Below are 24082 nucleotides of genomic sequence, written 5' to 3' on the forward strand. Positions count from 1 at the left end.
AACGAATTGCGCTTTGAAGACGAGGCCGACAAGGAACAGGTCTACATCCACGCCCAGAAAGACCTGGACCTGCTCACCGAAAACAACCGCACCGAAGTCATCAGGAACGACAGTCATCTGACGGTCGGAAACGACCGTTTCAGCCATTTAAAAGGCAACGAACATCAAACCATAGATGGCGAAAAACGCCAGGCCATCGGCGCAGATTGTAGCCAGAGCATAGGTGGCACCTTCTACCAGAGATGCGGTGGCGCGACCTTGTGCGAAGCCGGCAATGAGATTCACCACAAGGCCGGAGCCAAAGTAGTGCTGGATGCCGGCGTTGAACTCACCATTGCCGGTGGCGGTAGCTTTATCAAGCTGGACCCCGGTGGGGTTACGTTGAGTGGGCCGGGGATCAACATTAATTCTGGGGGGAGCGCCGGGAGTGGTTCGGGACAGAGCTCTGAGATGCCTGTAATGCCGCAGTTTATTGACAGCGACCAGCCCATACCGCCCTCGAAACTGATGTTGGAAGAAGTGGCGCAGCGAAAAAACGTCAGGGCAATCAATGTGGAGTCGCAGCTAGCTGCGCTAACGAAGGGCAATTCAATATGCCCTCTCTGTGAGGTGAGTAGCACATGAATTCTGACTACTTACCAATCTCTGATTCGCCATTTGATCATATTCAATGGCCTGAACATGGCGCTGTTGGGCTAATTCTGGATGGTGTCGCCACTCCGGAACCTGGCAAAAAGATTTACCAATGGGCTGGCGATCAGCCGATCAGTGCAGAGTGCCTGTATGCTGCAACCCGCTGGGAGGCAATTTCGGATCTGTCTCCCTGGCTTGTCTGGTTAAGTGGGCCCGAAGACCCGGTGTTGGAGGGTTTTCTGGAGAAGGGGCCTGCACAAGAACAAGGCTATTTGCTGATTTCTGCCACAGATCGTACGACCTTTACGCGCTGGATGCGATCTCATCTGCAGATTGTGACGGCGCCAGAGTGTGAAGAGTTGGTGCGTATTGCTCACCCAGCGCTTGCCCGATCAGTTATCGGGAACAATTTGACCCGTTCTTCCAGTTTTGTGGTGGAGCGGCTGATCGTACCGGATCGTATCCATCAGCAGTGGCACGTGATCGAACCGCGGGGCATCTGGCCACGAGCGACAGATGATCAAATAAAAGGAATAACCGTTTCGCCGGAATTAATGAGCGCTTTCGAAGACTTTAACCGGCGCAAAGATGCGCTGAGTATATGGGACAGTCTTGAAGAACCGGTGCGCAGTCAGTTAGGTGGCCTCCGGTTGTGTAATGCCTATTCGGCACTCCGGAAAAGTCTGGATGATGCACTTGACGCTGGGTGCAGCAGCCTGCGACAGGTTATGCAGTTCCTGTTCGATACAGTACCCGGCCAGACAGGCGGAAGGCCCCTACTGAACCCGCATTCCCGATGGATCGAGGATGAATGATGGCAAGGATCCAACGCCCTGATAATGACCGAACGAGCAACGATCTGTTGTGTTGGGAGCAGCCAGGCACGCCTGTTGATGAGCCTGCCTCCTGTCCATTGCTGAAAACTGTTCATCTACTGCCTGTTCGTTACGGCAGAGTGGAAGCTGCACCTGTTGATACTGACCCGGGCTATCCATATTCATTGAGCTCCCGCCCCATTGGTTATCGCCTTCTGAGGTATGGCTACGTGTATGTACTGGATGCCGATTCAGGGCAGCTTCATGAGTATCTTCATGAAGACAGAGACCTTACTGGGCATAACGGTGGCAGGCTTGAGTACCCTGTATCTCATACGTTGTATGTCGCTTTTTCTGAGGTTGCGTGGACTTCACGAAAAAAAGCGCAGGTGCTGGATGACCCGGAAGAGCGCGATGCGTTGTTACAGAAAATCGACCTTACCAATGCCTCACCGCTAAGCGGCGGCAAGTACCTTCTTACCCCGGACCAGGCGAAAGCACGGGTAGCTGAGTTTGCCGAAGACGATACCCCGGAGCCAGTCGAAGGTGCCCACCCACAGGAAAGTGAACCTTATCACTGGGAAAATCAGCCCTATTACCATAAAAGCCGGTTCGGCAAGCTGATCAAGCAGCAAGGCATTGACGATACCTCAAATTGTCTCTGCCTGGTCCTGAGGGACGATGTAGGCGTTATGCTGGATCTTGCCCAGCATCAGGACGATGTCGTGGGTTGGATTGAGAGCTGGACAGAAGATGGAAACAGCGAGCGAGATTACGTTCTTGGCACATTGATCGAATTCATGAGCCTGCTGGATGAAAAGGGTCTGGATTCCATGATGGCTAATTCAGACCATCCTGCCATGGCTTCCATGCATGCGGATCTGGAAGCCATGTCAGAAGGTGATCGTTCGGATACCCGGTCGGCCTTGCTGTCGGCGTTGAGACAGTTGGAAGACGAGAAGCGGCCAGGCCCTGACGATGCCTCGCTTCCTGCTGAGATTAAAACGAGAGTTGATGATATTCGGGGGACAGCCAACCGAACTAACGCTTATGGCATTATTCCCAAAATGCAGAGAGCGGTGGATGAATGGTATCTGCGACAAGCAATGGAAGGGGTGCCAACGGATTTTGTGGACGCCCACATCGACGGCATTATTGCTCTGGAGAAGAGCTACCGCGACCACCTGAAGATGATTCTGGAGGGGCAAGGTTTCGGCCATCGTGGGGTCAATGATCTTATCGATCGTGGAGCCATGGACCAGTTCATGATTGCTCAGCGCACTAAGCTTGCGCGCTGGCAGACGCTATTGACGGCTATAACGGACGACCGAGTAAAGCTTCTGACAGACAATCGCTACCATTATGCAGCGTGGTATTTTGACCCGGAAGACAAGGCGCAACTCGAGGCAGCCCTGGATCTGGAATACGCCTGTCTTAAAGACATCTGCCGTTCCGATGAGGCGAGTGAAGGCGTACTGGGGTGGTTGAAAAAGAACCCACAATACAGTCGTCCACTGTTTCAGACCCTGCCAGGGAGTGATCGGTCCTCCGACGGTGAGCTGGCGAAAACCTACGCTGCGTTTACCTCCGCCGGTTACGCCGTAGTAACCCGTGCGGCAGATTGGGCGCAACGCATAAGAGGAGCGGAAAAAGACAAGCTCCCGGATTTTTCCAACTACTCGCGGTTAATTCAACAAAAAGCTGACGCAGTAGGGGATACCATCACTCCGGCTATTGCCCTCGCCAAGGGGCGCGCTATTGGAGAACTATACAAAGCGATTGAAAGCCAGGCCTTGCCTGAATTGGACGATCTTTTTCGGGACCTGCCTTATTTCTTCAAGCGAGGCATGCTGGATGCCATAGATAAGGGCAAAGCGGAATTCCGCATTGCGTCGAAAATCGAGCTATCGACGTTCCAGGACAACCTAAGAAAAATGTTGCAGCTTGATCAACGGATGAAGCAGCTTCAGAGCGACCATGCTGTAGCGAAATCAACCCACGGCCATCATTCGGAAAGAGCCAAAGGGTTGGTGGCTGAATTCAAGGCCACCCGCGAAGAACATCGCGAAATTGGTAAACGCGTGGCGGCGGCCCTTAGCCCGGTTGAAGAAACCGCCACGGGGCTGAAACTGGAAACAGCTGTTACCGGACGTGCTGGTCTGACGCTGGTTCTGCCTGCACTTGAACAGCAAGAGCTGGGGCGCTTGGTTGGGCATTTTCGGCAGGGTTTGGCTTCGGCTCCCCGGGTGAACTTGATGGGGGATGGGCTTGGGGCAATGGTGTTCGTAGCGCAATTGGTTAATCTTGTTGGCGCCGTTGGCGAGGTCAGGGCTCAAGATGCGTCGGACCGTAGTTATGCTCGAGTAGCGGAAAGTGCTCTTGGTACTTCGGGTGCAGGTTTCCTAGCCGCTCAGGGTTTGATGGATACAGCATACAGTGCTAGAGCTCTGGCTCTTTCCAATGCTTGGCAGCGAAGTGCCTTGAAAAGTGCACATATACAAATGGGTAAGTTGCATGTGGGGCTGGGCATTCCTGCGTATCTTTTTGGTGCGTTCAGCGCAGGCATTGGTGTCTATAAGCATCGTGAAAACTGGTCGAGAGCGGTTCAAGTTGGTAATGCGAAAGCCCAAGCTGGTGCGGCACTGGGCATGATCGGCAGCGGGGGACTAGCTGTTACAAATTCTTACGGGTTCGTACGCACCGTACGCACAGGATTAGCCGTCAGCCATGTCAGCAAGGGATTTACCCGTGCACAAGCCTGGGCTACTGCGGGCCAAACTTTATCTGGTATGTTTGCGCGCCTGAATTTGGCAGGGCTGGTGTTTACGGTTTTTGAATTGGGTGGTACCTGGATTTATAACCGTTACAACTTAAGTGAGCGTGACCGCTGGCTGCAAACCACACCTTGGTCTCGGGAGCTTGAACAGTTCCATAACGGCTCGCTTGAAGACTACGAAAAAGCACTTTTCCAGATTTGTAACAGTGTCACCCTTGATGAAATAACAGGGAAAGGCGAAGAATCATCAAAGTTGCAGTTAAACTGCCATAGCCTGCCTGAGGATAGTCTGCTGGATCCCCTGGTGGGTGAGCCGCCTTACCGGGTGTCGATCGCTGCTTGGCGAATTCAGCCAGGGCAAAGGGGGATGTTTTCCCTCCATCCAGAAACCTGGGTACCGTGTACTGGTGCGATTTTGGCTAATCTCGAATCAGCGAATGGTGCCGGGCATCTAAAACTGGTTTTCAGGTCGCCGGTCCATGAGAAAACTCGGCATGGCATCCGAACTCGCGAACTGAGCTTATTGGTCAAACTCGAAACTCTGCAAGCAGATGGGGTTTATAAGGGCGCTGTGTATATGCTGAAAGTGACGCCAAACAGCCTGTATCCCCTGATGCCTTTGCAGGACGCACCGAAAGCTGAGATTTCTTGGTGGAAGCTCCGCCAACCATTCATAGTGATGGATAGCCTTTGATGAACGCGAAAACCAATCAGTCAGAGCTACCGCCTTGCGCGGGGCGTTCGGAACCCTTCCCGAGTGGTCGGCTGACTTTTTTGTCACCGATGCCACTGCCGACGGGTCTGCCGGCGGTAGACCATTGCTATGTTGTGGGAGAGCTTAGGGATGGTTATTTGGATTTCGGGGCGGCGATGACCCCAGTGTTTGGTCTACAAATGGTATTGGGCGGGCCCTTTTTCTGCTTTTTATTTACTGCTTTTCTTATTCCCCTGATGTCCTTTTTGTTGTTTTATTGGTTAGGGAACGGTTGGCCCGATGGAATCCATGCTTTCTGGGGCGTTTTTGACATCACTTTCCCGCTTGCCATCTGGGGTTGTAGTTTTTTCGTTTTCGTTGGCCTCGGTATCTGGTACCGAGAGCATCTGAAACGTGAATCCGTAATCCCAACCCGCTTCAACCGCCAACGCCGCGAAGTGTGTTTCGTACCCGAGGGGCAGAAAGAACCGATCTTCGTCCCCTGGGAAGAACTGGTTGCCTGGGTTACGGAAGCTCAGGGTGTTACCGAATATGGCGTGCAACGGCAGTACGGCTTCGGTATTGGCTTTTACCACCCTGAAACCGGCGAGAAATACACTCTGGAATTTGAGACTCCCGGCCTGCCGCTGGCGATCAGCAACTGGGAAGCGATCCGGGCATACATGGAATATGAAGTTCACACTCTGAAGGAGATTCAGGATCCACTGGAACTTCAGGGGCCGGATGATCCACCGTGGGAAGGCGTTCATGTTTTCCGCAACGCCCGTAAACGCCTTCATGATGAATACAGGGACGGCAAGCGGGGCGTCGTTTATTTAATTGGTTGGTACCTGTACCACCTCATGACTTTCTGGACGATTCCGAACCGACTGGTGGAATGGGAGGTCAAAAAGATCAAGCGCATGAGCCAAAATACTCTGCCAAAAGAAATGTCTGACTGGTCTGAACCATTACCGGAAGCCCAGCGGGCAAAGCCCAGTGACGAACTAAAGCGTCAGAGCAGGCGTGTATCGGAGTTGCGAAAGGCACACCCTGAGAAGCCTGTCCTGGAAATTTTTGCACTCGTAAGCAAGGAGGCCGATGCAAAAGAAGAAATGACGGCATGAGTGAGGGACAGGATGGCAGCGACGAGTTGATCTGATTGAGAGCCAGGGAGGCTATGATAGAAGCTTCACGGCCAGGTTTCCGGCACCACGAACACCCGGTCGGTCTCAAACCATTTTCTCTTTTGCTGATCTCGCTGCATCACAGCGAACAGCTGCGGAACAGATTTGCTCCCGACACGCTGCAGAGCCTCCCGGGTATGCTCTGTATCCGGCGGCTCACTCTGGAACCAGTTACCAATCCAGTGTGGTTTGTTAAGTACAACCCATTCCGACGTGTCCTTTGCTGCAGCATCGTGCGCGTACATCCAGCGCCCGCGCAGGTGCTCAGCCGGAACATACTCAGGCGTTATTGCGGGTTGGTCGTCGGGGTAGAACAGGTATCCGGGCATGAAAATCCGGGGCGTTAACGGGCCGGTTATATGGAATTCCGATAGCAGTGCGATTGTTTCGGGGAGTTGTGTGCGGCGGCTCTGCTGTTCCAGCAGACTGGTTGTCTTCATATCCAGCCGGTCTCGGGCATTGGGTCCGTACCAGAGCGTTGAGCCGGCTCGCTCTGACACACCGAGATAGAATTTGATCGCGATTTCGTGGTGCTCGATGCGATCATCCTTCTTGTTGTGCACCACGAAATCCAGTTCGCCGATGGTGCGCCCGCTTGACTGGATTTGCGTGTTTTTCAGCAGAATGGGCCAGCCAAGCAAGTCTTCCAGAACAACCTGGTAGAGTCGCTCGAAGTAGAAACCCAGGCGGCGTTGTGGTGGTTCGCTGAGCAATGATGGAGCAACCTCAATGTCCCGGTCCCAGGTTTTGAGGATATCGGGATAATCTGAGGGCAGATGCTGTGCGGGCACAAATGTGATTGGCGAGCGCATCAGCTGCGGTGCCTGGCACAACCACGCAAGGTGTCGTATCGCTGGTGTGTGGTAAGAATTGATCAGATCAGAGGCAAGATTTGCATTCATTCCCCCAGAATACCGTAAACTGTTCATTAATAAAGGCGAGCTGGCAGGAGAAAATATGCAATACCTACATACAATGATCCGTGTAAGCAACCTCGAGCAAACCCTGCATTTTTTCTGCGATCTGCTTGGTATGGTTGAGATCAATCGCACAAGCAGTGAGAAGGGGCGCTTTACATTGGTATTTCTCGCAGCCGCGGAAGATGAGGCCCGGGCACGCGAAGACCGGGCTCCGATGCTTGAATTGACTTATAACTGGGACCCCGAGGAATACTCTGGCGGTCGCAATTTTGGTCATCTGGCTTACCGGGTGGATGATATCTATGATTTGTGCGAGACCCTGCAGGCAAACGGTGTGACCATTAACAGACCGCCTCGGGATGGCCATATGGCTTTCGTCCGCACACCTGACAATATATCGATAGAGTTGCTGCAGAAAGGCGAAGCGCTGGCGCCCAAAGAGCCCTGGGCGAGTATGGAAAATACGGGAACCTGGTAAGGACGGGTGTTTGCAAACCTTATCAAAATAACTTTAATGGCATCAGGATGATGCGATAAAACAGGGAGATGTTTCATGGAAGATTGGCAGGGATGCCTCACACCTCAATGCCAGGCCGCGTTATTGAGCGCCCGCGATGATGTCGATCGCCGCGGCGGTGCGGTGATCACGGTTGAAGATTTCCTGCTTGCATTACTGGATTGCAGCCCTTGCGCAAGTAATTTTCTGCGCGGTGCGGGTGTAGACATGGATGAGCTGATCCGGACCATTCAGTGCGAGCAACCCATGGTGACTGAGGTGGGCGGTGAAGATCTGCTTTCCTCCCAGTTGGTTTACTGGCTGGCGACAGCGCGTGAAGCTTTTGGCACGCCAGCCTGGCTGGACTGGCCCCAGCTTCTGGAAGTGCTTGCGCGTAATGCGGAGCGTTTGCAGGGAAAGGCTTATGTTGCGGTGCTTGAACTGGTTTCCCGCTGGCCTGAAGCGGGTGCTGCGGCGCAAACCTTTGCCAATCCAGAGCAACCTGGTATTGAGCAGCATGAAGCAGCGCCAGTTGTGATTACCGATCCGGAGTGGATCGAGCTGGCCGAAGACGTCGCCATCACACTTGCTGCTACACCTGACGCTCTGGTTTGGATCAGAGGCGAGCGTGGCGCAGGGAAGTCCTCCTGGCTGAGCTCGCTGCTGTCGTCATTGGCGCAACCCTATGTCGAAATAGATCTGCGCCGTGAAACCGAGCTAATGGCCAGTGATCTCGCAGTGATTCCTGTGGCTGCGGGAAGACCTTGGCCCGTTCTTGTTCTTGATAACGTGACGCCCTCGGATTTACTGGCTCTGATAGATCTTCCCAACGGCCTTGCATCGGAAATGGTTCTGCGCTGGAAGGGACCTTTGGTTCTTCTGGGGCCTGATGCAACAGACAGCGATGAATACTGCAGCTTGCTGGAGCAGCGCCTGGGTCGTGCGCTGGAAACGTTCGATATGCCCCTTTCGAGTGTAAAGCAGCGTAAGGCTATTCTGGTCGCTCACCAGGCAGCGATTGAGCGCCGCTGGAATGTTCAGCTGCCGTATCCGGTCGCCCAGTTTGCGGCTTCGCGTCGAAGTCGGTGCGTCAGCTCGCCGGGCGGGATGCTGCAGTGGGTTGAGCGCGCAGCCGCAAGGCTAGACCTGTTTGCGCGGCGCGGTGCGGCCAGGTCGGTAGCTCTTTCTGGTCAGGTTGATACGCTCCGGCGCCAAAGCCTGGTGGCTATGGCGCGGCAGGAGTCTGTAAACGAGATTGAGACGTCACTTGCAGAGGTCAGCCTGCTTCGTGCTGCCACTGAAGTGGCATGGCATGAACGCAAAGCTGCGGGTACGCTGCGCCGGCTTACCTTAGAAGACATGCGTCAGGAATTGGAGCGTTGGGTTGCAGCGCGACGCGGGCCGGTTCACTATGTGCTCCATTGTGATCATCAGTATGGAGAATCTGCGAGTGCAGGACCTGGAAATCTACATTCGTGACCTGGAAGCAGGCATGGTTTGCCGCTGGCTGAACAGTCATATTGAGCAGTTAGTTCTTGATGACAGTGATGTTTCATCCGTTATAAAAGGCTCAGCCTGCTTCGGCGAAGCCCCCTTGAAAATAACGCTGTATCCGCAAGCATTTGGTAAGCGCTACACGTCACTGATTATTGAAGGCGCACGGCTGCCCTGGAACAATGATCTGGATTGTGCGCGGAGTGCATGGAGAGCTCTGGATACCGAGGTGCGCTGCAGCCCGGGAGAATGGAAAGAGGGTGAGCCGGCAGAAGATGAGAAATGGTGGCGACTGGATAGTCGGGGCGAACAACTCGTAGTCTGGAATTGAATAGCCTTGAATTGAATAGCTGCAACTGAACAGCCTCAAACGAAAAAAGGCAGCCCCTGGATAACAAGGGGGCTGCCTTTTTTTACGTCAATCGACGTTTCATTCGCTCAGAATAGAAACGTTATCTGCCTGCAGGCCTTTATCCGCATCAACTACACTGAAACGAACCAGTTGGCCCTGGCGCAGTACCCGACGGCCACTGCCGCGAATAGCGCGGAAGTGTACAAAGACTTCGTCTCCGCTTTCACGAACGATAAAGCCGAATCCTTTTTTAACGTTGAACCACTTAACAGTACCTTCTTCGTCGCCTTCCGGGCTGTTGTCATCGTAGCCGTCATCTTCGTCGGTATAGTTCTGGCCAGAACTCTGATTGGAACTCTGGCTCCGTGACGGTGAACTGCCGCGCTGAGATGTGTTACGGGTAGCCTGTTGCTTGGCTGAGAATGTGACGGCCAGAAAACCTGCAATACCGAAAACAATGAAGGTAATGATGTATGCGGCGATGCCGCGGGTGCTGCCAAGAGCCTCTACAAATTCGCCAATGGCGATCAGGCGAAGTGGCTCAGGGGTAAACGAGAGCAGCAGGGCAAGTACCAACGGTGCTGGAATAGCGATCAGGAGAGCAACAAGGATCGCTTTGGCTGGATTACGCATTGATTGAGAATTCTCCGTTATTTATTAACGCTGACGATAAAAAACCGGATATCGGGTAAAATCGCACACCCGGCCAGTGAATACCGCCTGATTTCCGGGAAAACGGAAGCTCTGGCGGGCAAAAGCGGCATGATAACAGATTATCCCGACCGCTTACCAAACCGTCATAACATGCATTGCCTTTTATAGAGTGCTTTTGATCACATTCTTCAATCATCCACGTGAGCGATTGATGCGAGGGAGTTTTAGTACCCGATGAGCCATAACGATCTGCAAGCCAGACTGGACGAGCTTGAAACGCGGCTGGCGTTTCAGGACGACATTATTAATATCCTGAGCGAACAGGTGACAAAACAGGAAATGGATATCCGCGAACTCTGGAACGCAAAGCGGTTGCTGCATAACCAGTTGAAAGATATGTCGCCTTCCAACCTGAAGAGTGAAGAGGAAGAAACGCCTCCGCCTCACTACTGATCCAGTGAACGAAAATGCCGAAGCAATTGCTTCGGCATTTCGGGTGCGTCAGTCAGTCTGTTAAAGCCCGATCAGGTCAGCAGCTCTTCAAGTATCCGTTCGTAGATCAGGGAGAGCGTATCCAGGTCATCGGCTTTCACGCACTCATCTATCTTGTGAATCGTGGCGTTTATCGGTCCAAGCTCCACAACCTGGGCTCCGGTGGGCGCAATAAAACGCCCGTCAGACGTGCCGCCTGTCGTCGAAAGCTCGGTTTCGCGCCCGGTCACGTTTCGGATGGCACTTTGGCAGGCGGCGACCAGTGCACCTTTATCCGTCAGGAAGGGTCGACCGCTGAGATGCCACTGCAAATCGTATTTAAGATTGTGCCTGTCAAGAACGGCTACCACGCGCTCCTCAAGGCTTTCCGCCGTATTTTCAGTGCAGTATCGAAAGTTGAAGTGCACAAGGCACTCGCCGGGAATGATGTTGCTACCGGTGCCGGCTTCAACTTTCGTGATCTGAAAGGTTGTGGGCGGGAAATAATCGTTGCCGTTATCCCAGAACTCATTAGCCAGTGTATGCAGGGCAGGCGCAACCGTATGAACAGCGTTCTCCGCAAGGTGCGGATAGGCCACGTGGCCCTGAACCCCTTGCACCGTAAGATAACCGTGCAATGAGCCGCGACGGCCGTTTTTGATCACGTCTCCGACATCCCGGGTGCTGGAGGGCTCGCCTATCAGGCACCAGTCCATTTTTTCCGAGCGGGCTTCGAGTGCTTCAATCACCTTTACGGTGCCGTTCTGGGCCGGGCCTTCTTCATCGCTTGTGATCAGCAGGGCAATAGAGCCGTGATGGTTCGGATGAGCAGTGACAAAGCGCTCGCAGGCAGTGATGAAAGCCGCAAGGCTCCCCTTCATGTCAGCGGCGCCACGCCCATGCAGAAAACCGTCTTTGATAACGGGATCAAACGGCGGGTGTGCCCATTTGCTTTCCGGCCCTGTGGGGACCACATCGGTGTGCCCGGCAAAAGCCAGCACTGGCCCCTCTGAACCTTTGCGGGCCCAGAGGTTGTCTGTGTCGCCAAAGTGCATGTGTTCCCCGGTAAAACCCAAAGGCGCCAGCCGGGACATCATCAGTTCCTGGCAGCCGGCATCATCCGGTGTTACCGATGGCCGGCTGATCAGATCGATAGCCAGTTCGAGGGTTTGAGAATCAGTTGTTTGCATGCAGCTCTTCATTCAGCTCGATCGCGGATTTGTTGGTTTTGCACTCAACCGCGCCGGTCTGGCTGTTGCGGCGGAATAGCAGGTCCGGAGTGTTGGCCAGATCACGAGCTTTGATAATTTCTACGAGCTCATTGCTGTCATCCAGCAGGGCAACTTTCGTACCGGCCGTTATGTACAGACCCGCTTCAACCTTGCAGCGGTCGCCCAAAGGTATGCCGATACCCGCATTGGCGCCGATCAGGCAGTTTTCACCAACGGAAATAATCATGTTGCCTCCGCCAGACAGGGTGCCCATGGTTGAGCAACCGCCACCAAGGTCAGATCCCTTACCTACCATAACGCCCGCCGAGATGCGGCCTTCAATCATGCTGGTGCCTTCGGTGCCGGCGTTGAAGTTGATAAAGCCTTCATGCATAACGGTTGTGCCTTCGCCCACATAGGCTCCGAGACGTACGCGGGCTGTGTCTGCAATGCGAATACCTTTGGGTACCACGTAGTCTGTCATCTGCGGGAACTTGTCTACGGATTTGACTTCCAGGGTGCGCCCTTCGAGGCGTGCCTTCAGCTGGCGCTCCGGCAGTTCGTTAAGATCAATAGCGCCTTCGTTGGTCCAGGCCAAGTTCGGCAGCAGCCCGAAGATACCATCGAGTTTAACGCCATGAGGCTTGGCCTGACGATGGGAGATCAGGTGTAGCTTGAGGTAGACCTCGGGTGTGCTGGATGCGGTGTCATCCGTTTCCAGAACTGTAACAACAACCGGACGTTTGCTGCCGGCTGCTTTTTCCGCCAAAGAAGCCTGATCCGTTGCGCCGATCTGGCGCAGAGCGTTGGCAAACTGCACCAGCTGCTCGGCAGTTGCGTGGATAGCCTGGTTGCCACCCTTGTAGTCGAGGGTAGCCTCTACCACATCGATCAGCTCTCTTTCGGGGGTCATAGTCGGCTGCTGGTAAAAAACCTCCAGCCATTCGCCCTGATTGTTTTGGGTGCCGATACCGATACCGAATGCAAAGCTCATGTGGTGATTGCTCCTGTTTTAGTTAATCAGTGTTGCCCAGTCGTCAGCGTTAAAGCCGACATAAACGGATCCATCATGCTCGACCACCGGCCGTTTAATGATGGAGGTGTTTTCAAGCATGATGTCGTGGGCAGATTGAGCGCTAATGGTATCACGAACCTCGTCGCTGAGTTTGCGCCAGGTAGTGCCTCTGCGGTTCAAAAGGAGTTCCCAGCCAACCGCGCTTTCCCATTGGCTCAGTCGAGCCTCGTCGAGCCCTTCCTTTTTGAAGTCGTGAAACTCATAGGAAACACCTTTTTCATCAAGCCATTTTCGGGCCTTTTTGACGGTGTCGCAGTTCCGGATTCCATACAGCTTCATAAATCAGTTTGCCTTTACAAATTCAACGATGCGCTTTGCGGCTTCAACACACTCTTCCAATGGCGCAACCAATGCCATGCGCACTCTGTTCTCTCCCGGGTTATGACCGTTCACCGTTCGGGACAGGTAGCGACCGGGTAGAACATGAACGTTCTGCTGGGCAGACAGCTCCTTCGCAAAGGTTTCGTCATCCATTGGAGTAACCGGCCAGAGATAGAAACCAGCGTCGGGGAAATCCACCTCCATTACTTCGCGCAGGATGGGTACCACGGCCTCGAATTTGGCGCGGTAAGCCGCCCGGTTGTCCCGCACGTGGCTTTCATCTTGCCAGGCAGCAATACTGGCCAGTTGGTTGTGAACCGGCATGGCGCAGCCATGATAAGTGCGGTAGTTAAGATAGCCTTTCAAGATGTTCGCATCGCCGGCGACAAAGCCTGATCTCAGGCCTGGCAGATTACTGCGTTTCGAGAGACTGTGAAAAACCACGCAACGGGCAAAGTCATGCCTGCCAATAGCGGCACAGGTTTGGAGAAGGCCTTCAGGTGGATTGTTTTCATTTGGGTAGAGCTCGGAGTAGCACTCGTCTGAAGCTACGATAAAGTCGTGCCGGTCAGCCAGTTCAATGACCTTCGTGAGGGTTGCCCGAGGCATGATGGCGCCGCTGGGATTGCCCGGAGAGCACAGGAACAGAACCTGGCAATCCTGCCATACAGACTCAGGGACGGCGTCGAAATCCGGGATGAAACCGTTGGATCCATCACAGGGCAGGTAAACCGGCGTAGCGCCTGCCAGAAACGCTGCACCTTCGTACACCTGATAAAAAGGATTCGGGCTAACGACTGTTGCCTGCTTGCTTGCATCAACCACTGCCTGAACCAGTGAAAATATTGCCTCCCGCGTACCGTTTACCGGAACGATGTTCTGATCCGGGCTCAGAGAGCCTGCTTTCAGCTCAAATCGTTGCGTGGCCCATTTACTGATTGCCTGTCGCAGCTCATCCAGGCCTTTTGTGGTGGGGTAGTTGGCCAGTCGGTCGAGATTATCGGCAATCACCCGCTTCACAAATTCGGGGGAGGGGTGTTTGGGTTCGCCAATGCCCAGAGAAATCGAGCGGAGATTGTCCGGCGGTGATATGCCAGCTTTTAATTCAGCCAGTTTTTCGAACGGGTAGGGGTGGAGCTTGTCCAGATTCGGATTCATTGAATATCATCCAGCATTTTACATAGATCCTGCTGCAGGGCGTGGCATACGGAGGGATCGCTGATAGGTTCGCCGTTTTCGTCGGTCACAAAGAACACGTCTTCCACGCGCTCGCCTAATGTCGCAATTTTGGCATTGCTCAGGCGTATACGATGATCCAGCAGAACCTGCCCAACCCGTGCAAGAAGCCCGGGGCGGTCAGGTGTAACCACTTCGATAACGGTGCGCTCGTTAATGGTGTCGTTGGAGAACACAACTTCCGTCGGGAACGCGAAGTGCCTGAGTTGTCGGGGTGTGCGGCGGTGAATAATGTCAGGGTAGTCTTCCGGGTCATCCAACTCTTCGATCAAGCGCTTGCGCACCCGCTCTTTGCGGGCGGGATCCACACCCAGAGGCTGGCCTTTCTCGTCCAGCACGACATAGGAACTGATGGTGTTGGGGCCTTCGTTAGAGCTGATACGGGCGTCAACAATGTTCAGGTTTAGTTGTTCCAGTACCGCGGTTGTGGCTGCAAACAGGGTTGGCCGATCTTTCATGTAAATAATGATCTGGGAGTAACCATCGGTCGGTCCACCGCGTGTGTCGCGGATGAGCACCAGTGGTCCCGGCGTATCGCCATGGTTGATGATCGCTGCGGTTTGCCAGGCGATATCAACTGTTGAATCCTGCAGGAAGTAATCTTCGTCAACCGTGTCCCAGATGGCATCTATCTGTTCATCGGTAATGCTCTGGGCATGGAGAATTTCCCGGGCCTCGGTCTGAGTGGCCCGAACCCATGTCTGTCGGTCAACAGGAATCTCTGTGCCGCGCCGCAAGGCACGTTTGGCTTCTATATATAACTGACGCAGCAGAGACGCCCGCCAGGTGTTCCAGAGCTTCGGGTTGGTGGCGCTGATGTCGCATACCGTGAGGATATAAAGGTAATCCAGATGCGCCTGGCTGGGCAGGGCCCGGGCAAACGACTGAATAATATCCGGGTCAGAAATGTCCTTGCGCTGGGCTGTCATTGACATCAGAAGATGGTTTTCCACAAGCCAGGACGCCAGCTGGGTATCTCGTTCCCCAAGATGATGACGCTTACAGAAGGATTCGGCATCTTCGGCGCCAAGCTCTGAATGATCCCCGCCACGGCCTTTGGCGATGTCGTGATACAAGCCGGCAATATAAAGAACTTCCCTTTTGGGAAGCCCATGAATCAGTCGCGCTGCCAGGGGGTAGTCGTCCCGGGCCTCCGTGCCATTCAACCGTACCATATTGCGCACGACCCGCATGGTGTGGGCGTCAACAGTGTAAATGTGGAAAAGATCGTGCTGCATCTGGCCAATAATCTGGCCGAACTCTGGCAAGTAGCGGCCCAGCACATTGTATTTTTTCATGGCGGAGAGGGTTTCATCCAGCGCATGGGGTGTTCGCAGCAGTTCCATAAAAAGCGAGGTTACGGCCAGATCCGACCGGAAAGCATCGTCAATCAGGTGTCTGTGTGCCCGCAAAGACCGTATGGTTGTTGCCCGAATACCCTTTATTTCAGGGTGCTGGGCCATCAGCACAAAGATTTCCATGATCGCGTAGGGAGAGTAAGCAAATACCTGGTTGTTTACCGCTTCTATATAGCTGTTGCGAATCTGAAAGCGTTTGTTGATTGGCTGAATATTGTCTTCTGTGCCTGTACCGAGTATCGCCTCATCGTAAAACTGGAGAATAACGTCGGCGAGTTCTGCCAGCGCCAGCACGGTACGATAATAGGACTGCATCATCAGCTCGACATCCAGCCGCTTGCCTTCGTCTTTATAACCCAGCATTTGCGCCAGGGCTCGTTGATGATCGAACAGCAGCCGGTTTTCATTACGGTCCGCGATCAGCTGCAGTCCGTAGCGCAGTTTCCACAGCAGGGTCTCACCCTGAACCAGAATCTGGTGTTCCTCGTCGGTGAGAATGCTGAAGCGGGTAAGATCGGCGATGCTTTGAAGGCCGAAGTGTCGCTTGGTAATCCATCCGATGGTCTGAATATCCCGCAGGGCGCCCGGGGAGCTTTTTACATTAGGCTCCAGGTTGTATTCGGTATCACTGTATTTTTTGTGGCGTTGCTGTTGCTCTTTGCGCTTGGCAATAAAGTAGTCACGATCGGTGATGATGTTATCGGAGTAGGCTTGTTCACTGAGCTCTTTACGCAGTTCATCCGGGCCGGCAATTGTGCGGGTTTCCAGCAGGTTGGTCAGTGTGGCTATGTCGCCCCGTGCCGCCGCTTTACTTTCTTCAATGCTGCGAACGCTGTGGCCTATGTCGAGTTTCAGGTCCCACAGCAAAGTAACGAAAGCGCCAAGATCCTCCTGCCAGCCCGGTTCAATTCCATCACGGGTCAGGATCAGAAGGTCGATGTCGGAGTGCGGGTGGAGCTCACCACGGCCGTAACCGCCAACGGCGATCAAGGCAATATCGGGCGAGCTGGAGTAGGGGTAGCGGTTCCAGATTAACCTTAGTGCTGTATCGACAGTGTCGGCTCTGGAATGAACCAGAGCCCTTACATCGGCGCCTTGTCGAAAGGCTTCAGCGTCAGCATCGTAGCGCTGTTTCAGCAGCTCCCTGGCCGCCATTACAGGGGATGTGTCACCACTGATTCTGGCCTCCAGCTCCTGACGGTCCACTTAGAAGGGTTCCTCCGATCGCCTGGTCAGTACTTCATAGCCATCAGCGGTAACAAGAATCGTATGTTCCCATTGCGCGGAAAGCTTGTGATCTTTGGTCACTACGGTCCATTGATCCGGGAGCAGTTTGGTGTGGTACTTGCCCTGATTGATCATTGGTTCAATCGTAAAGGTCATGCCTTCCTGCAGCTCCATTCCGGTGCCTGGCTTGCCGTAATGCATCACCTGCGGCTCCTCATGAAACACCTTGCCGATACCGTGGCCGCAGTAATCCCGCACTACGGAATAACGGTGTTTTTCAGCGTGTTGCTGTATCACATGGCCAATATCTCCCAGGCGCGTTCCGGGCTTGACGAGCTCGATGCCTTTATACAGGCATTCCTGGGTAATTTTGATCAGTCTTTCTGTGCCCGGCTTGGGTTTGCCAACAATCCACATCTTGCTGGTGTCGCCGTGATATTCATCCTTGATCACGGTGACATCTATATTCACGATGTCGCCATCTTTCAGGATTTTTTTCTCTGAAGGTATGCCATGGCAGATAACGTGGTTAACGGATATGCACACAGATTTCGGAAAACCTTTGTAGTTAAGCGGAGCGGGAATAGCCTCCCTCTCGTCAACAATATAGTTGTGACATATCTGATTGAGCTCTTCGGTGGAAACACCAGGCTTGACATGTTCCCCGATCATTTCGAGAACGTCAGCCGCCAGGCGACCGGCCACGCGCATCTTTTCAATTTCTTCCGGAGTCTTGATCGATACCTGCATCGGGTTTCCTGTTGATTTGTGTCAAACAAGTATTTTAAGGGGCTCAGGCTCAGGGTACAAGGAAGCCTCGATGCAAAAATAATGGCGGGAGGCCTGTGTTTTATGATATAAACGCGCCCGCTGGAAACGAATCCGGCAAATTCGCACACGTGTCAGCACGTTGTCCCAGGGTGCCTGCTCCTGCTTTAGAGTTGTAAAGGAGCCTGGTTGGGGCAATCGGACGCGTGGAGGACTAACCCGAAGCTAAACTAAGGTAATAACATGGCTCAGGTAAATATGCGTGACCTGCTCAAGGCAGGTGCTCACTTCGGTCACCAGACTCGCTACTGGAACCCGAAAATGTCGAAGTTCATCTTCGGCGCCCGTAACAAGATTCATATCATCAACCTTGAACAGACTGTTCCTGCCATGAACGAAGCACTCGACTTCGTTCAGAAACTGACAGAGAGCAAAAACAAGATCCTGTTCGTCGGCACCAAGCGCGCCGCGGCCAAGGTCATCAAGGAAGAAGCAGAGCGTTCCGGCCAGCCTTTTGTTAACCATCGCTGGCTCGGCGGCATGCTGACCAACTACAAAACCATCCGCCAGTCCATTCGTCGCTACCGTGACCTGGAAGCCCAGAGCAAAGACGGTACCTTCGACAAGCTGACCAAGAAAGAAGCTCTTGAGCGCACCCGTGAAATGGATAAGCTCGAGCGTTCCATTGGTGGTATCAAGGATATGGGTGGCCTGCCTGACGCGTTGTTTGTTATCGACGTTGATCACGAGCGCATCGCTATCAAAGAAGCCAACAAGCTGGGTATTCCTGTTATTGGTGTAGTCGATACCAACAGCAACCCTGACGGCGTAGATTTCGTGATCCCGGGCAACGACGACGCCATCCGTGCGATCCAGATCTACGTGAAAGCTGTAGCTGATACGTGCCTTGAATCTGCACAGGCCGGCGGCGCAGGTGCTGACGAGTTTGTAGAAGTCAGCGAAGAAGCTGCAGGAACCGCTCCAGCTGCTGAGTGATGCGTCAGCGTCACGTTTGAGATGTAAAGCCCGCCTGGAGGTTTCTCCGGGCGCGCTTCCCCACCGTATTCGAACAAGTTAAGAGGATTGAACATGGCTGCAATTACCGCTGCAATGGTCAAAGAACTGCGCGAGCGCACTGGCCTTGGCATGATGGAGTGCAAAAAGGCTCTGGTTGAATCTGAAGGCAGTGTAGATGCCGCAATTGAAGAATTGCGTAAGTCTTCTGGCCTCAAAGCCGCCAAGAAAGCCGGCCGCACAGCCGCTGAAGGTGTGTCGCTGATCAAGATTTCTGACGACAACACCGCTGCTTACATCATCGAAGTTAACTCCGAAACCGACTTCGTTGCTCGCGATGATAACTTCATCAATTTTGCCAACGACGTTCTGAACGTTGCCTTCGAGAAAGGCGAGACCGACGTTGCCAAACTGATGGCAGGTGATCTGGAAGCGAAGCGCGAAGCGCTGGTTCAGAAGATCGGCGAGAACATCACCGTACGTCGTATCGTTGAAATCAAAGGCCCGGTTGTTGGTGGCTATGTGCACAGCACCAATAAAATTGCCTCCGTTGTTGCTCTGACAGCAGGCGACTCAGAGCTGGCTCGCGATATCGCTATGCATGCTGCTGCGGTTAACCCGCGTGTTGCACGTCCGGAAGATATGCCTGCTGACGAGCTTGAGAAAGAGAAAGAGGTTATCAAGGCCCAGCCGGATATGGCAGGCAAACCCGACGAGATCGTTGAAAAGATGATGGGTGGCCGGATCAAGAAGTTCCTCAAGGAGCACAGCCTTGTAGAACAGCCTTTTGTCAAAAACCCGGAGCAGACCGTGGGTGAGCTGATCAAGACCGCTGGCGGCGAACTGGTCGGTTTCATTCGCCTGGAAGTGGGTGAAGGTATTGAAAGAGAAGAAGTAGACTTTGCTGCTGAGGTTGCTGCTGCAGCCGGTACAGGCAAGGCCTGATTTTTCTGGGCGCTGTGACAGCCAGTCGCAGTGCCCCTTGAGTCTGCCACGTTAGCTGGATTTTTCCGGTTCTCGTGGCGGGCTTGTATCTGAGATCCCCCTTTTTCGAGGAGTATGTCAGATGCAAGCCTGCAATGCGTATCACGCCGGATAGCAGTTAACAGACGAAAAGGGGATCAGTATGCCGACAACACCGAAAAACCAGCCAAGATACAATCGTGTTTTGCTCAAGCTCAGTGGCGAGGCCCTGATGGGTGACCACGATTTTGGCATTGATCCCAAAGTTCTTGATCGCATGGCCCTCGAAATCGGTGCGCTGATCGGCATCGGTATCCAGGTAGGTCTCGTTATTGGCGGGGGTAATCTGTTCCGGGGGGCGTCACTCAGTGCTGCCGGAATGGATCGGGTTACCGGAGATCACATGGGTATGCTGGCAACCGTTATGAACGGTCTGGCCATGCGCGATGCTCTTGAGCGCTCGAACATCCGTACCCGTGTAATGTCGGCCATTCCCATGAGTGGTATTGTTGAGCACTATGATCGCCGCCGTGCTGTTCGCGATCTGAAAGACGGTGATGTGGTTATATTTTGTGCAGGCACCGGCAACCCCTTCTTCACAACAGATTCGGCAGCTTGCCTGCGTGGCATCGAGATTGAGGCCGACGCAGTGCTGAAAGCAACCAAAGTAGATGGTGTCTATTCTGCAGATCCGCACCTTGATCCGACTGCAGAAAAGTACGACAAACTGACTTATGATGAGGTGCTCGACAAGAAGTTGGGCGTGATGGATCTGACAGCTATCTGTCTGGCCCGGGATCATGGTATGCCACTGCGTGTTTTTGATATGAATCGGCCTGGCGCCCTGACGCGCATCGTGACCGGTGAGAAAGAAGGTACACTGATCGAATAACGGGTATCACAACGCCCTGACGAACGAATTGAGGATGACTACGTGATTAACGATATTAAAGCTGAAGCCGAAACGAAGATGAAAAAGAGCCTTGAGGCTCTGCACTCGGCGTTCAACAAAATCCGTACCGGCCGTGCCCACCCGTCTATTCTGGACAGCGTGATGGTTAACTACTACGGTCAGGAAACGCCGCTGAAGCAGGTTGCGAGCGTTAACGTGGAGGATAACCGTACGTTAGCCGTATCTCCCTGGGAGAAGAATCTGGTCCCGGTTATCGAAAAGGCCATCATGACAGCCGATCTTGGCCTGAACCCGGCAACCAGTGGTGATTTGATCCGTATACCCATGCCGATGTTGACGGAAGAAACCCGTAAGAACATGGTCAAGCAGTCGAAAGCTGACGCAGAAAATGGCCGCGTTTCTATCCGGAACGCCCGTCGTGATGCAAACAGCATGATGAAAGAGCTGCTGAAAGATAAAGAAATCAGCGAAGATGACGAGCGCCGGGGCGAAGAAGAAGTTCAGAAGCTTACCGACCGCTATATCGCTGAAGTCGAGAAAATGCTCAAAGCTAAAGAAGAGGATCTGATGGCGGTCTGATCGCCCGGGTTCACTTACAAGCGAAACATGCTGCTGGCGGGGTATTGCTGCTGGCGGTACAGGGGATTTCATGACGGGAACAGTATCCGCGGAGATTCCGGTGTCGGCTGATAGCCGGCCCCGGCATGTGGCCATTATCATGGACGGTAATAACCGGTGGGCAAAGGCACGTCGGTTGAAAGGGGTGGCAGGACACAAGGCTGGAGTAGATGCGGTAAAAGCTGTTGTGGAAACCTGTGCCCGCGAAGGGGTGGAGGTGCTCACCCTGTTCGCTTTCTCAAGCGAAAACTGGCGCCGACCGAAGGATGAAGTGTCGGCCCTGATGAAGCTGTTCGTTTTTGCCTTGGAGCGGGAAGTCAGAAAGCTGCACCGCAATGATATACGCCTGCGCATTGTCGGGGACCGTTCTGCCTTTAATTCGACGTTGCAAGAGCTCATGGCCAAGGCGGAGCGTCTAACCAGCAATAACACCCGAATGACGCTCGTTATTGCCGCAAACTACGGTGGACATTGGGATATCGCCCAGGCCACCAGACAGGTTGCTGAAAAAGTGAAAGAGGGGGAGCTCCAGCCCTCTGATATTACCGATGACCTTATTCAGCAACACCTGAGCATTGGTGATCTTCCCATGCCAGATCTTATGATCCGCACGGCGGGTGAGCAGCGGATAAGTAACTTCATGCTTTGGCATCTGGCCTATACCGAGCTGTACTTCTCGCCTGTATTCTGGCCCGACTTCAAAGAAGATGAGATGCGCAAAGCGTTGCAGGCCTATGCCGGCCGTCAGCGCCGCTTTGGACAGACGGATGACCAGATTACGGCCAGGCCGTCACTACAATAACGAACCATAGCGACCTCTATTTTGTTAAAAACCCGAATCATCACCGCTCTTATCCTTGCCCCCATCGCTATTGGTGGAATATTTTTCCTGCCGCCCCTGGGTTTCGCGCTTTTTACCGCTGCGATTATTACACTGGGTGCCTGGGAGTGGGCCAACATGTCTGGTTTTGAGCAGCAGTTGGGGCGCATTGGTTATGCGGCAGTGATTGCAGTCATTCTGTACGGCCTTCTTGATGTCCCCGCAGCTGCAGTGCTGTGGCTTGCGCTTGTCTGGTGGTTTGTCTGCTTTCTGCTGGTACGAAGTTATCCTGCGGGCTCAGAGCGCTGGGGCAGTGTGCCGGGCAGAGCGCTTATGGGCGTATTTGTTCTGGTACCCGCATGGGTTGGCCTGAATCATCTCAGGGCAGGCGGGTTTCAGTTCGGGAATGCGGACAATAATCTGCTGGTTATTCTTTACGTATTCTGTGTTGTCTGGGTGGCGGATATTGGCGCCTACTTCGCCGGCAGAGCCTTTGGTAAGGCCAAGCTGGCGCCGAGAGTAAGCCCTGGTAAATCCTGGGCCGGAGTTTGGGGTGGTCTCGCAGCTGTTGGTGCTTTTGCTGTTATTGTCAGTTTTCTTGCCTCCGCTAGCGCTGTCGAAACAATACTGCTGGTGGTCGCGAGCCTGATAACAGGCTTGGTTTCCGTGCTTGGTGACCTGCTGGAGAGTATGCTCAAGCGGTTCAGGGGCATAAAGGATAGTAGTGGGTTGCTACCCGGGCACGGGGGGATTATGGATCGCATCGACAGTCTTACCGCTGCAATTCCGGTATTTGCGTTAATTATCACTCAACTTGGGTGGCTGACGACGGTCGGGCATCTTTGAGTATGGCCGCTCGCTCGATTACGGTACTCGGGGCCACCGGGTCAATAGGCCTTTCCACTCTGGATGTTGTTCGCCGCCATCCCGGGCGTTTTTCCGTTTATGCGCTGACGGCGGGAACCCGCTCTGAGGAGCTTGCCGCGCTATGTCGTGAGTTTCGCCCGAAAGTTGCTGTGATGGCAGATGCGCAAGCGGCGCAAAAACTGGCAGAGATGCTTTCGGATCTTCCGGACATTTCCGTGCTGAGCGGGGAGCCCGGGTTGTGTGAAGTCGCTGCCGCCCCGGAAGCCTGTACCGTTATGGCGTCCATCGTGGGAGCTGCCGGGCTTGCGCCGACTCTTGCAGCTGTGCGCGCCGGCAAGCGTGTTTTGCTGGCCAACAAAGAAGCGTTGGTTATGTCCGGCAAGCTTTTTATGGACGCAGTATCTGCCTCCGGCGCTGAGTTGTTGCCCATCGACTCCGAGCACAACGCCATCTTCCAGTGTTTGCCCCCCGATAAAATTCGCGATCCCGACGCAGCCGGCATCACTCGCGTTCTGCTGACTGCGTCCGGCGGGCCTTTCCGCGAGCACACCGCAGAAGCCTTGCGCTCTGTTACGCCTGCTCAGGCCTGCGCTCATCCTAACTGGTCTATGGGGCAGAAGATCTCCGTGGACTCGGCAACCCTGATGAACAAGGGGCTTGAGCTGATTGAGGCATGCTGGCTGTTCAACGTCACGCCAGACCGGATTGAGGTTCATGTTCACCCGGAAAGTATCATTCACTCCATGGTAGAGTATGCCGATGGTTCGGTGCTGGCCCAGTTAGGCAGCCCGGATATGCGTACACCGATTGCAAACGGGTTGGCATGGCCTGAGCGTATTGATGCCGGGGTAGCGCCGCTGGACCTGTTCAGTATCGGACGGTTTCACTTTGAGCGCCCGGACTTGCAACGCTTTCCCTGTTTGCGTTTGGCGGCTGAAGCTTTTGAAATAGGTGGCACAGCACCTGCAGTACTGAACGCGGCAAATGAGGTTGCGGTAGCCGAGTTCCTCAAGGGAAATCTGGCTTTTACAGATATACCGATTGTTATTCAGAGAACCCTTGCGGTAACGCCCGTGGTGCCTGCAGACAGCTTTGATATCATCTTCGCGAAAAACTCCGAAGCACGACAAACGGCGCTGGAACAGATCGCCTTGTTAACGGTCTGATGTAAGGCAAAAAATTTCACCGGGCTGGCGCCA

23 protein-coding genes are annotated in these 24082 nt (G+C 53.9%); 15 read left to right on the plus strand and 8 right to left on the minus strand.

The features are described from left to right. From ACN0RL_RS12810 to ACN0RL_RS12825, 4 genes are all read left to right on the plus strand, one after another. On the plus strand, positions 1 to 624 hold a 624-nt coding region (locus ACN0RL_RS12810; RefSeq protein WP_417517365.1), incomplete at its 5' end, for a bacteriophage T4 gp5 trimerisation domain-containing protein. Further along, positions 621 to 1448 (plus strand): DUF4123 domain-containing protein, encoded by an 828-nt coding sequence (locus ACN0RL_RS12815; RefSeq protein ID WP_417517367.1) that lies wholly within the window; start codon positions 621 to 623, stop codon positions 1446 to 1448. The genes ACN0RL_RS12810 and ACN0RL_RS12815, both read left to right, overlap by 4 nt. After that, positions 1445 to 4918: a toxin VasX gene (locus ACN0RL_RS12820; protein WP_417517369.1), complete on the plus strand. Its 3474-nt coding sequence runs from the start codon at positions 1445 to 1447 to the stop codon at positions 4916 to 4918. Before ACN0RL_RS12815 ends, ACN0RL_RS12820 begins: the two co-directional genes overlap by 4 nt. 257 nt (positions 4919 to 5175) lie before the next feature. Beyond that, positions 5176 to 6045, plus strand: a complete 870-nt coding sequence (locus ACN0RL_RS12825) for a hypothetical protein (protein ID WP_417517535.1) — start codon at positions 5176 to 5178, stop codon at positions 6043 to 6045. Between the two features lie 65 nt (positions 6046 to 6110). Here ACN0RL_RS12825 and ACN0RL_RS12830 read toward each other — a convergent pair whose 3' ends face one another. Beyond that, complete coding sequence (locus ACN0RL_RS12830) at positions 6111 to 7007, minus strand: DUF1853 family protein (protein ID WP_417517371.1); 897 nt, start codon at positions 7005 to 7007, stop codon at positions 6111 to 6113. Between the two features lie 55 nt (positions 7008 to 7062). On the opposite strand from ACN0RL_RS12830, the gene ACN0RL_RS12835 reads away from it, so the two are divergent. From ACN0RL_RS12835 to ACN0RL_RS12845, 3 genes are all read left to right on the plus strand, one after another. Further along, complete coding sequence (locus ACN0RL_RS12835; RefSeq protein WP_417517373.1) at positions 7063 to 7503, plus strand: VOC family protein; 441 nt, start codon at positions 7063 to 7065, stop codon at positions 7501 to 7503. Between the two features lie 75 nt (positions 7504 to 7578). Next, positions 7579 to 9000 carry a hypothetical protein gene (locus ACN0RL_RS12840; protein ID WP_417517375.1) on the plus strand — a complete coding sequence of 474 codons (1422 nt, stop codon included), beginning with the start codon at positions 7579 to 7581 and terminating at the stop codon, positions 8998 to 9000. Beyond that, positions 8972 to 9346, plus strand: a complete 375-nt coding sequence (locus ACN0RL_RS12845; RefSeq protein WP_417517377.1) for a hypothetical protein — start codon at positions 8972 to 8974, stop codon at positions 9344 to 9346. Before ACN0RL_RS12840 ends, ACN0RL_RS12845 begins: the two co-directional genes overlap by 29 nt. Positions 9347 to 9445: 99 nt before the next feature. Here the strand turns inward: ACN0RL_RS12845 and ACN0RL_RS12850 are convergent, their stop codons facing one another. Beyond that, positions 9446 to 10000: a cold-shock protein gene (locus tag ACN0RL_RS12850; protein ID WP_417517379.1), complete on the minus strand. Its 555-nt coding sequence runs from the start codon at positions 9998 to 10000 to the stop codon at positions 9446 to 9448. A 255-nt stretch (positions 10001 to 10255) separates the two neighbouring features. Between ACN0RL_RS12850 and ACN0RL_RS12855 the strand changes: the two genes are divergently transcribed. Continuing rightward, positions 10256 to 10474 (plus strand): SlyX family protein, encoded by a 219-nt coding sequence (locus tag ACN0RL_RS12855; RefSeq protein WP_417517381.1) that lies wholly within the window; start codon positions 10256 to 10258, stop codon positions 10472 to 10474. A gap of 71 nt (positions 10475 to 10545) precedes the next feature. Here ACN0RL_RS12855 and dapE read toward each other — a convergent pair whose 3' ends face one another. From dapE to map, 6 genes are read right to left on the minus strand one after another with little or no spacing between them, the layout of a single operon-like run. Further along, positions 10546 to 11682 (minus strand): succinyl-diaminopimelate desuccinylase, encoded by a 1137-nt coding sequence (dapE, locus tag ACN0RL_RS12860; protein WP_417517383.1) that lies wholly within the window; start codon positions 11680 to 11682, stop codon positions 10546 to 10548. After that, the gene (dapD, locus tag ACN0RL_RS12865) at positions 11669 to 12697 is read right to left on the minus strand and encodes a 2,3,4,5-tetrahydropyridine-2,6-dicarboxylate N-succinyltransferase (RefSeq protein ID WP_417517385.1); all 1029 of its coding nucleotides are present in this window, start codon (positions 12695 to 12697) and stop codon (positions 11669 to 11671) included. Before dapD ends, dapE begins: the two co-directional genes overlap by 14 nt. Positions 12698 to 12715: 18 nt before the next feature. Beyond that, a complete protein-coding gene (locus ACN0RL_RS12870; protein ID WP_417517387.1) occupies positions 12716 to 13057 on the minus strand; it encodes an ArsC family reductase in 342 nt (113 codons plus the stop codon). A gap of 3 nt (positions 13058 to 13060) precedes the next feature. Then, positions 13061 to 14257 (minus strand): succinyldiaminopimelate transaminase, encoded by a 1197-nt coding sequence (dapC, locus tag ACN0RL_RS12875; RefSeq protein ID WP_417517389.1) that lies wholly within the window; start codon positions 14255 to 14257, stop codon positions 13061 to 13063. Then, positions 14254 to 16899 (minus strand): [protein-PII] uridylyltransferase, encoded by a 2646-nt coding sequence (locus ACN0RL_RS12880; protein WP_417517391.1) that lies wholly within the window; start codon positions 16897 to 16899, stop codon positions 14254 to 14256. Before ACN0RL_RS12880 ends, dapC begins: the two co-directional genes overlap by 4 nt. Further along, positions 16900 to 17670 carry a type I methionyl aminopeptidase gene (gene map / locus ACN0RL_RS12885; RefSeq protein ID WP_417517393.1) on the minus strand — a complete coding sequence of 257 codons (771 nt, stop codon included), beginning with the start codon at positions 17668 to 17670 and terminating at the stop codon, positions 16900 to 16902. A gap of 261 nt (positions 17671 to 17931) precedes the next feature. Between map and rpsB the strand changes: the two genes are divergently transcribed. The 7 genes from rpsB to ispC all read left to right on the plus strand — a co-directional run bounded on the left by rpsB (position 17932) and on the right by ispC (position 24049). Continuing rightward, positions 17932 to 18684 carry a 30S ribosomal protein S2 gene (rpsB, locus tag ACN0RL_RS12890; protein ID WP_417517395.1) on the plus strand — a complete coding sequence of 251 codons (753 nt, stop codon included), beginning with the start codon at positions 17932 to 17934 and terminating at the stop codon, positions 18682 to 18684. A gap of 93 nt (positions 18685 to 18777) precedes the next feature. Further along, positions 18778 to 19647, plus strand: a complete 870-nt coding sequence (gene tsf / locus ACN0RL_RS12895; protein ID WP_417517397.1) for a translation elongation factor Ts — start codon at positions 18778 to 18780, stop codon at positions 19645 to 19647. A gap of 181 nt (positions 19648 to 19828) precedes the next feature. Then, positions 19829 to 20557, plus strand: coding sequence for a UMP kinase (gene pyrH / locus ACN0RL_RS12900; RefSeq protein WP_417517399.1), 729 nt, complete (start codon positions 19829 to 19831; stop codon positions 20555 to 20557). 42 nt (positions 20558 to 20599) lie between these two features. Further along, the gene (frr, locus tag ACN0RL_RS12905; protein ID WP_417517401.1) at positions 20600 to 21157 is read left to right on the plus strand and encodes a ribosome recycling factor; all 558 of its coding nucleotides are present in this window, start codon (positions 20600 to 20602) and stop codon (positions 21155 to 21157) included. 70 nt (positions 21158 to 21227) lie between these two features. Further along, positions 21228 to 21998 carry a polyprenyl diphosphate synthase gene (uppS, locus tag ACN0RL_RS12910; RefSeq protein WP_417517403.1) on the plus strand — a complete coding sequence of 257 codons (771 nt, stop codon included), beginning with the start codon at positions 21228 to 21230 and terminating at the stop codon, positions 21996 to 21998. 21 nt (positions 21999 to 22019) lie between these two features. Further along, positions 22020 to 22862, plus strand: a complete 843-nt coding sequence (locus tag ACN0RL_RS12915) for a phosphatidate cytidylyltransferase (RefSeq protein WP_417517405.1) — start codon at positions 22020 to 22022, stop codon at positions 22860 to 22862. A gap of 2 nt (positions 22863 to 22864) precedes the next feature. After that, entirely contained in the window at positions 22865 to 24049 is a 1185-nt protein-coding gene (gene ispC / locus ACN0RL_RS12920; RefSeq protein ID WP_417517407.1) for a 1-deoxy-D-xylulose-5-phosphate reductoisomerase, read from the plus strand. Positions 24050 to 24082: the final 33 nt, after the last annotated feature.

The organism is Marinobacter sp., assembly GCF_048259445.1.
Classification (GTDB): Bacteria; Pseudomonadota; Gammaproteobacteria; order Pseudomonadales; family Oleiphilaceae; genus Marinobacter.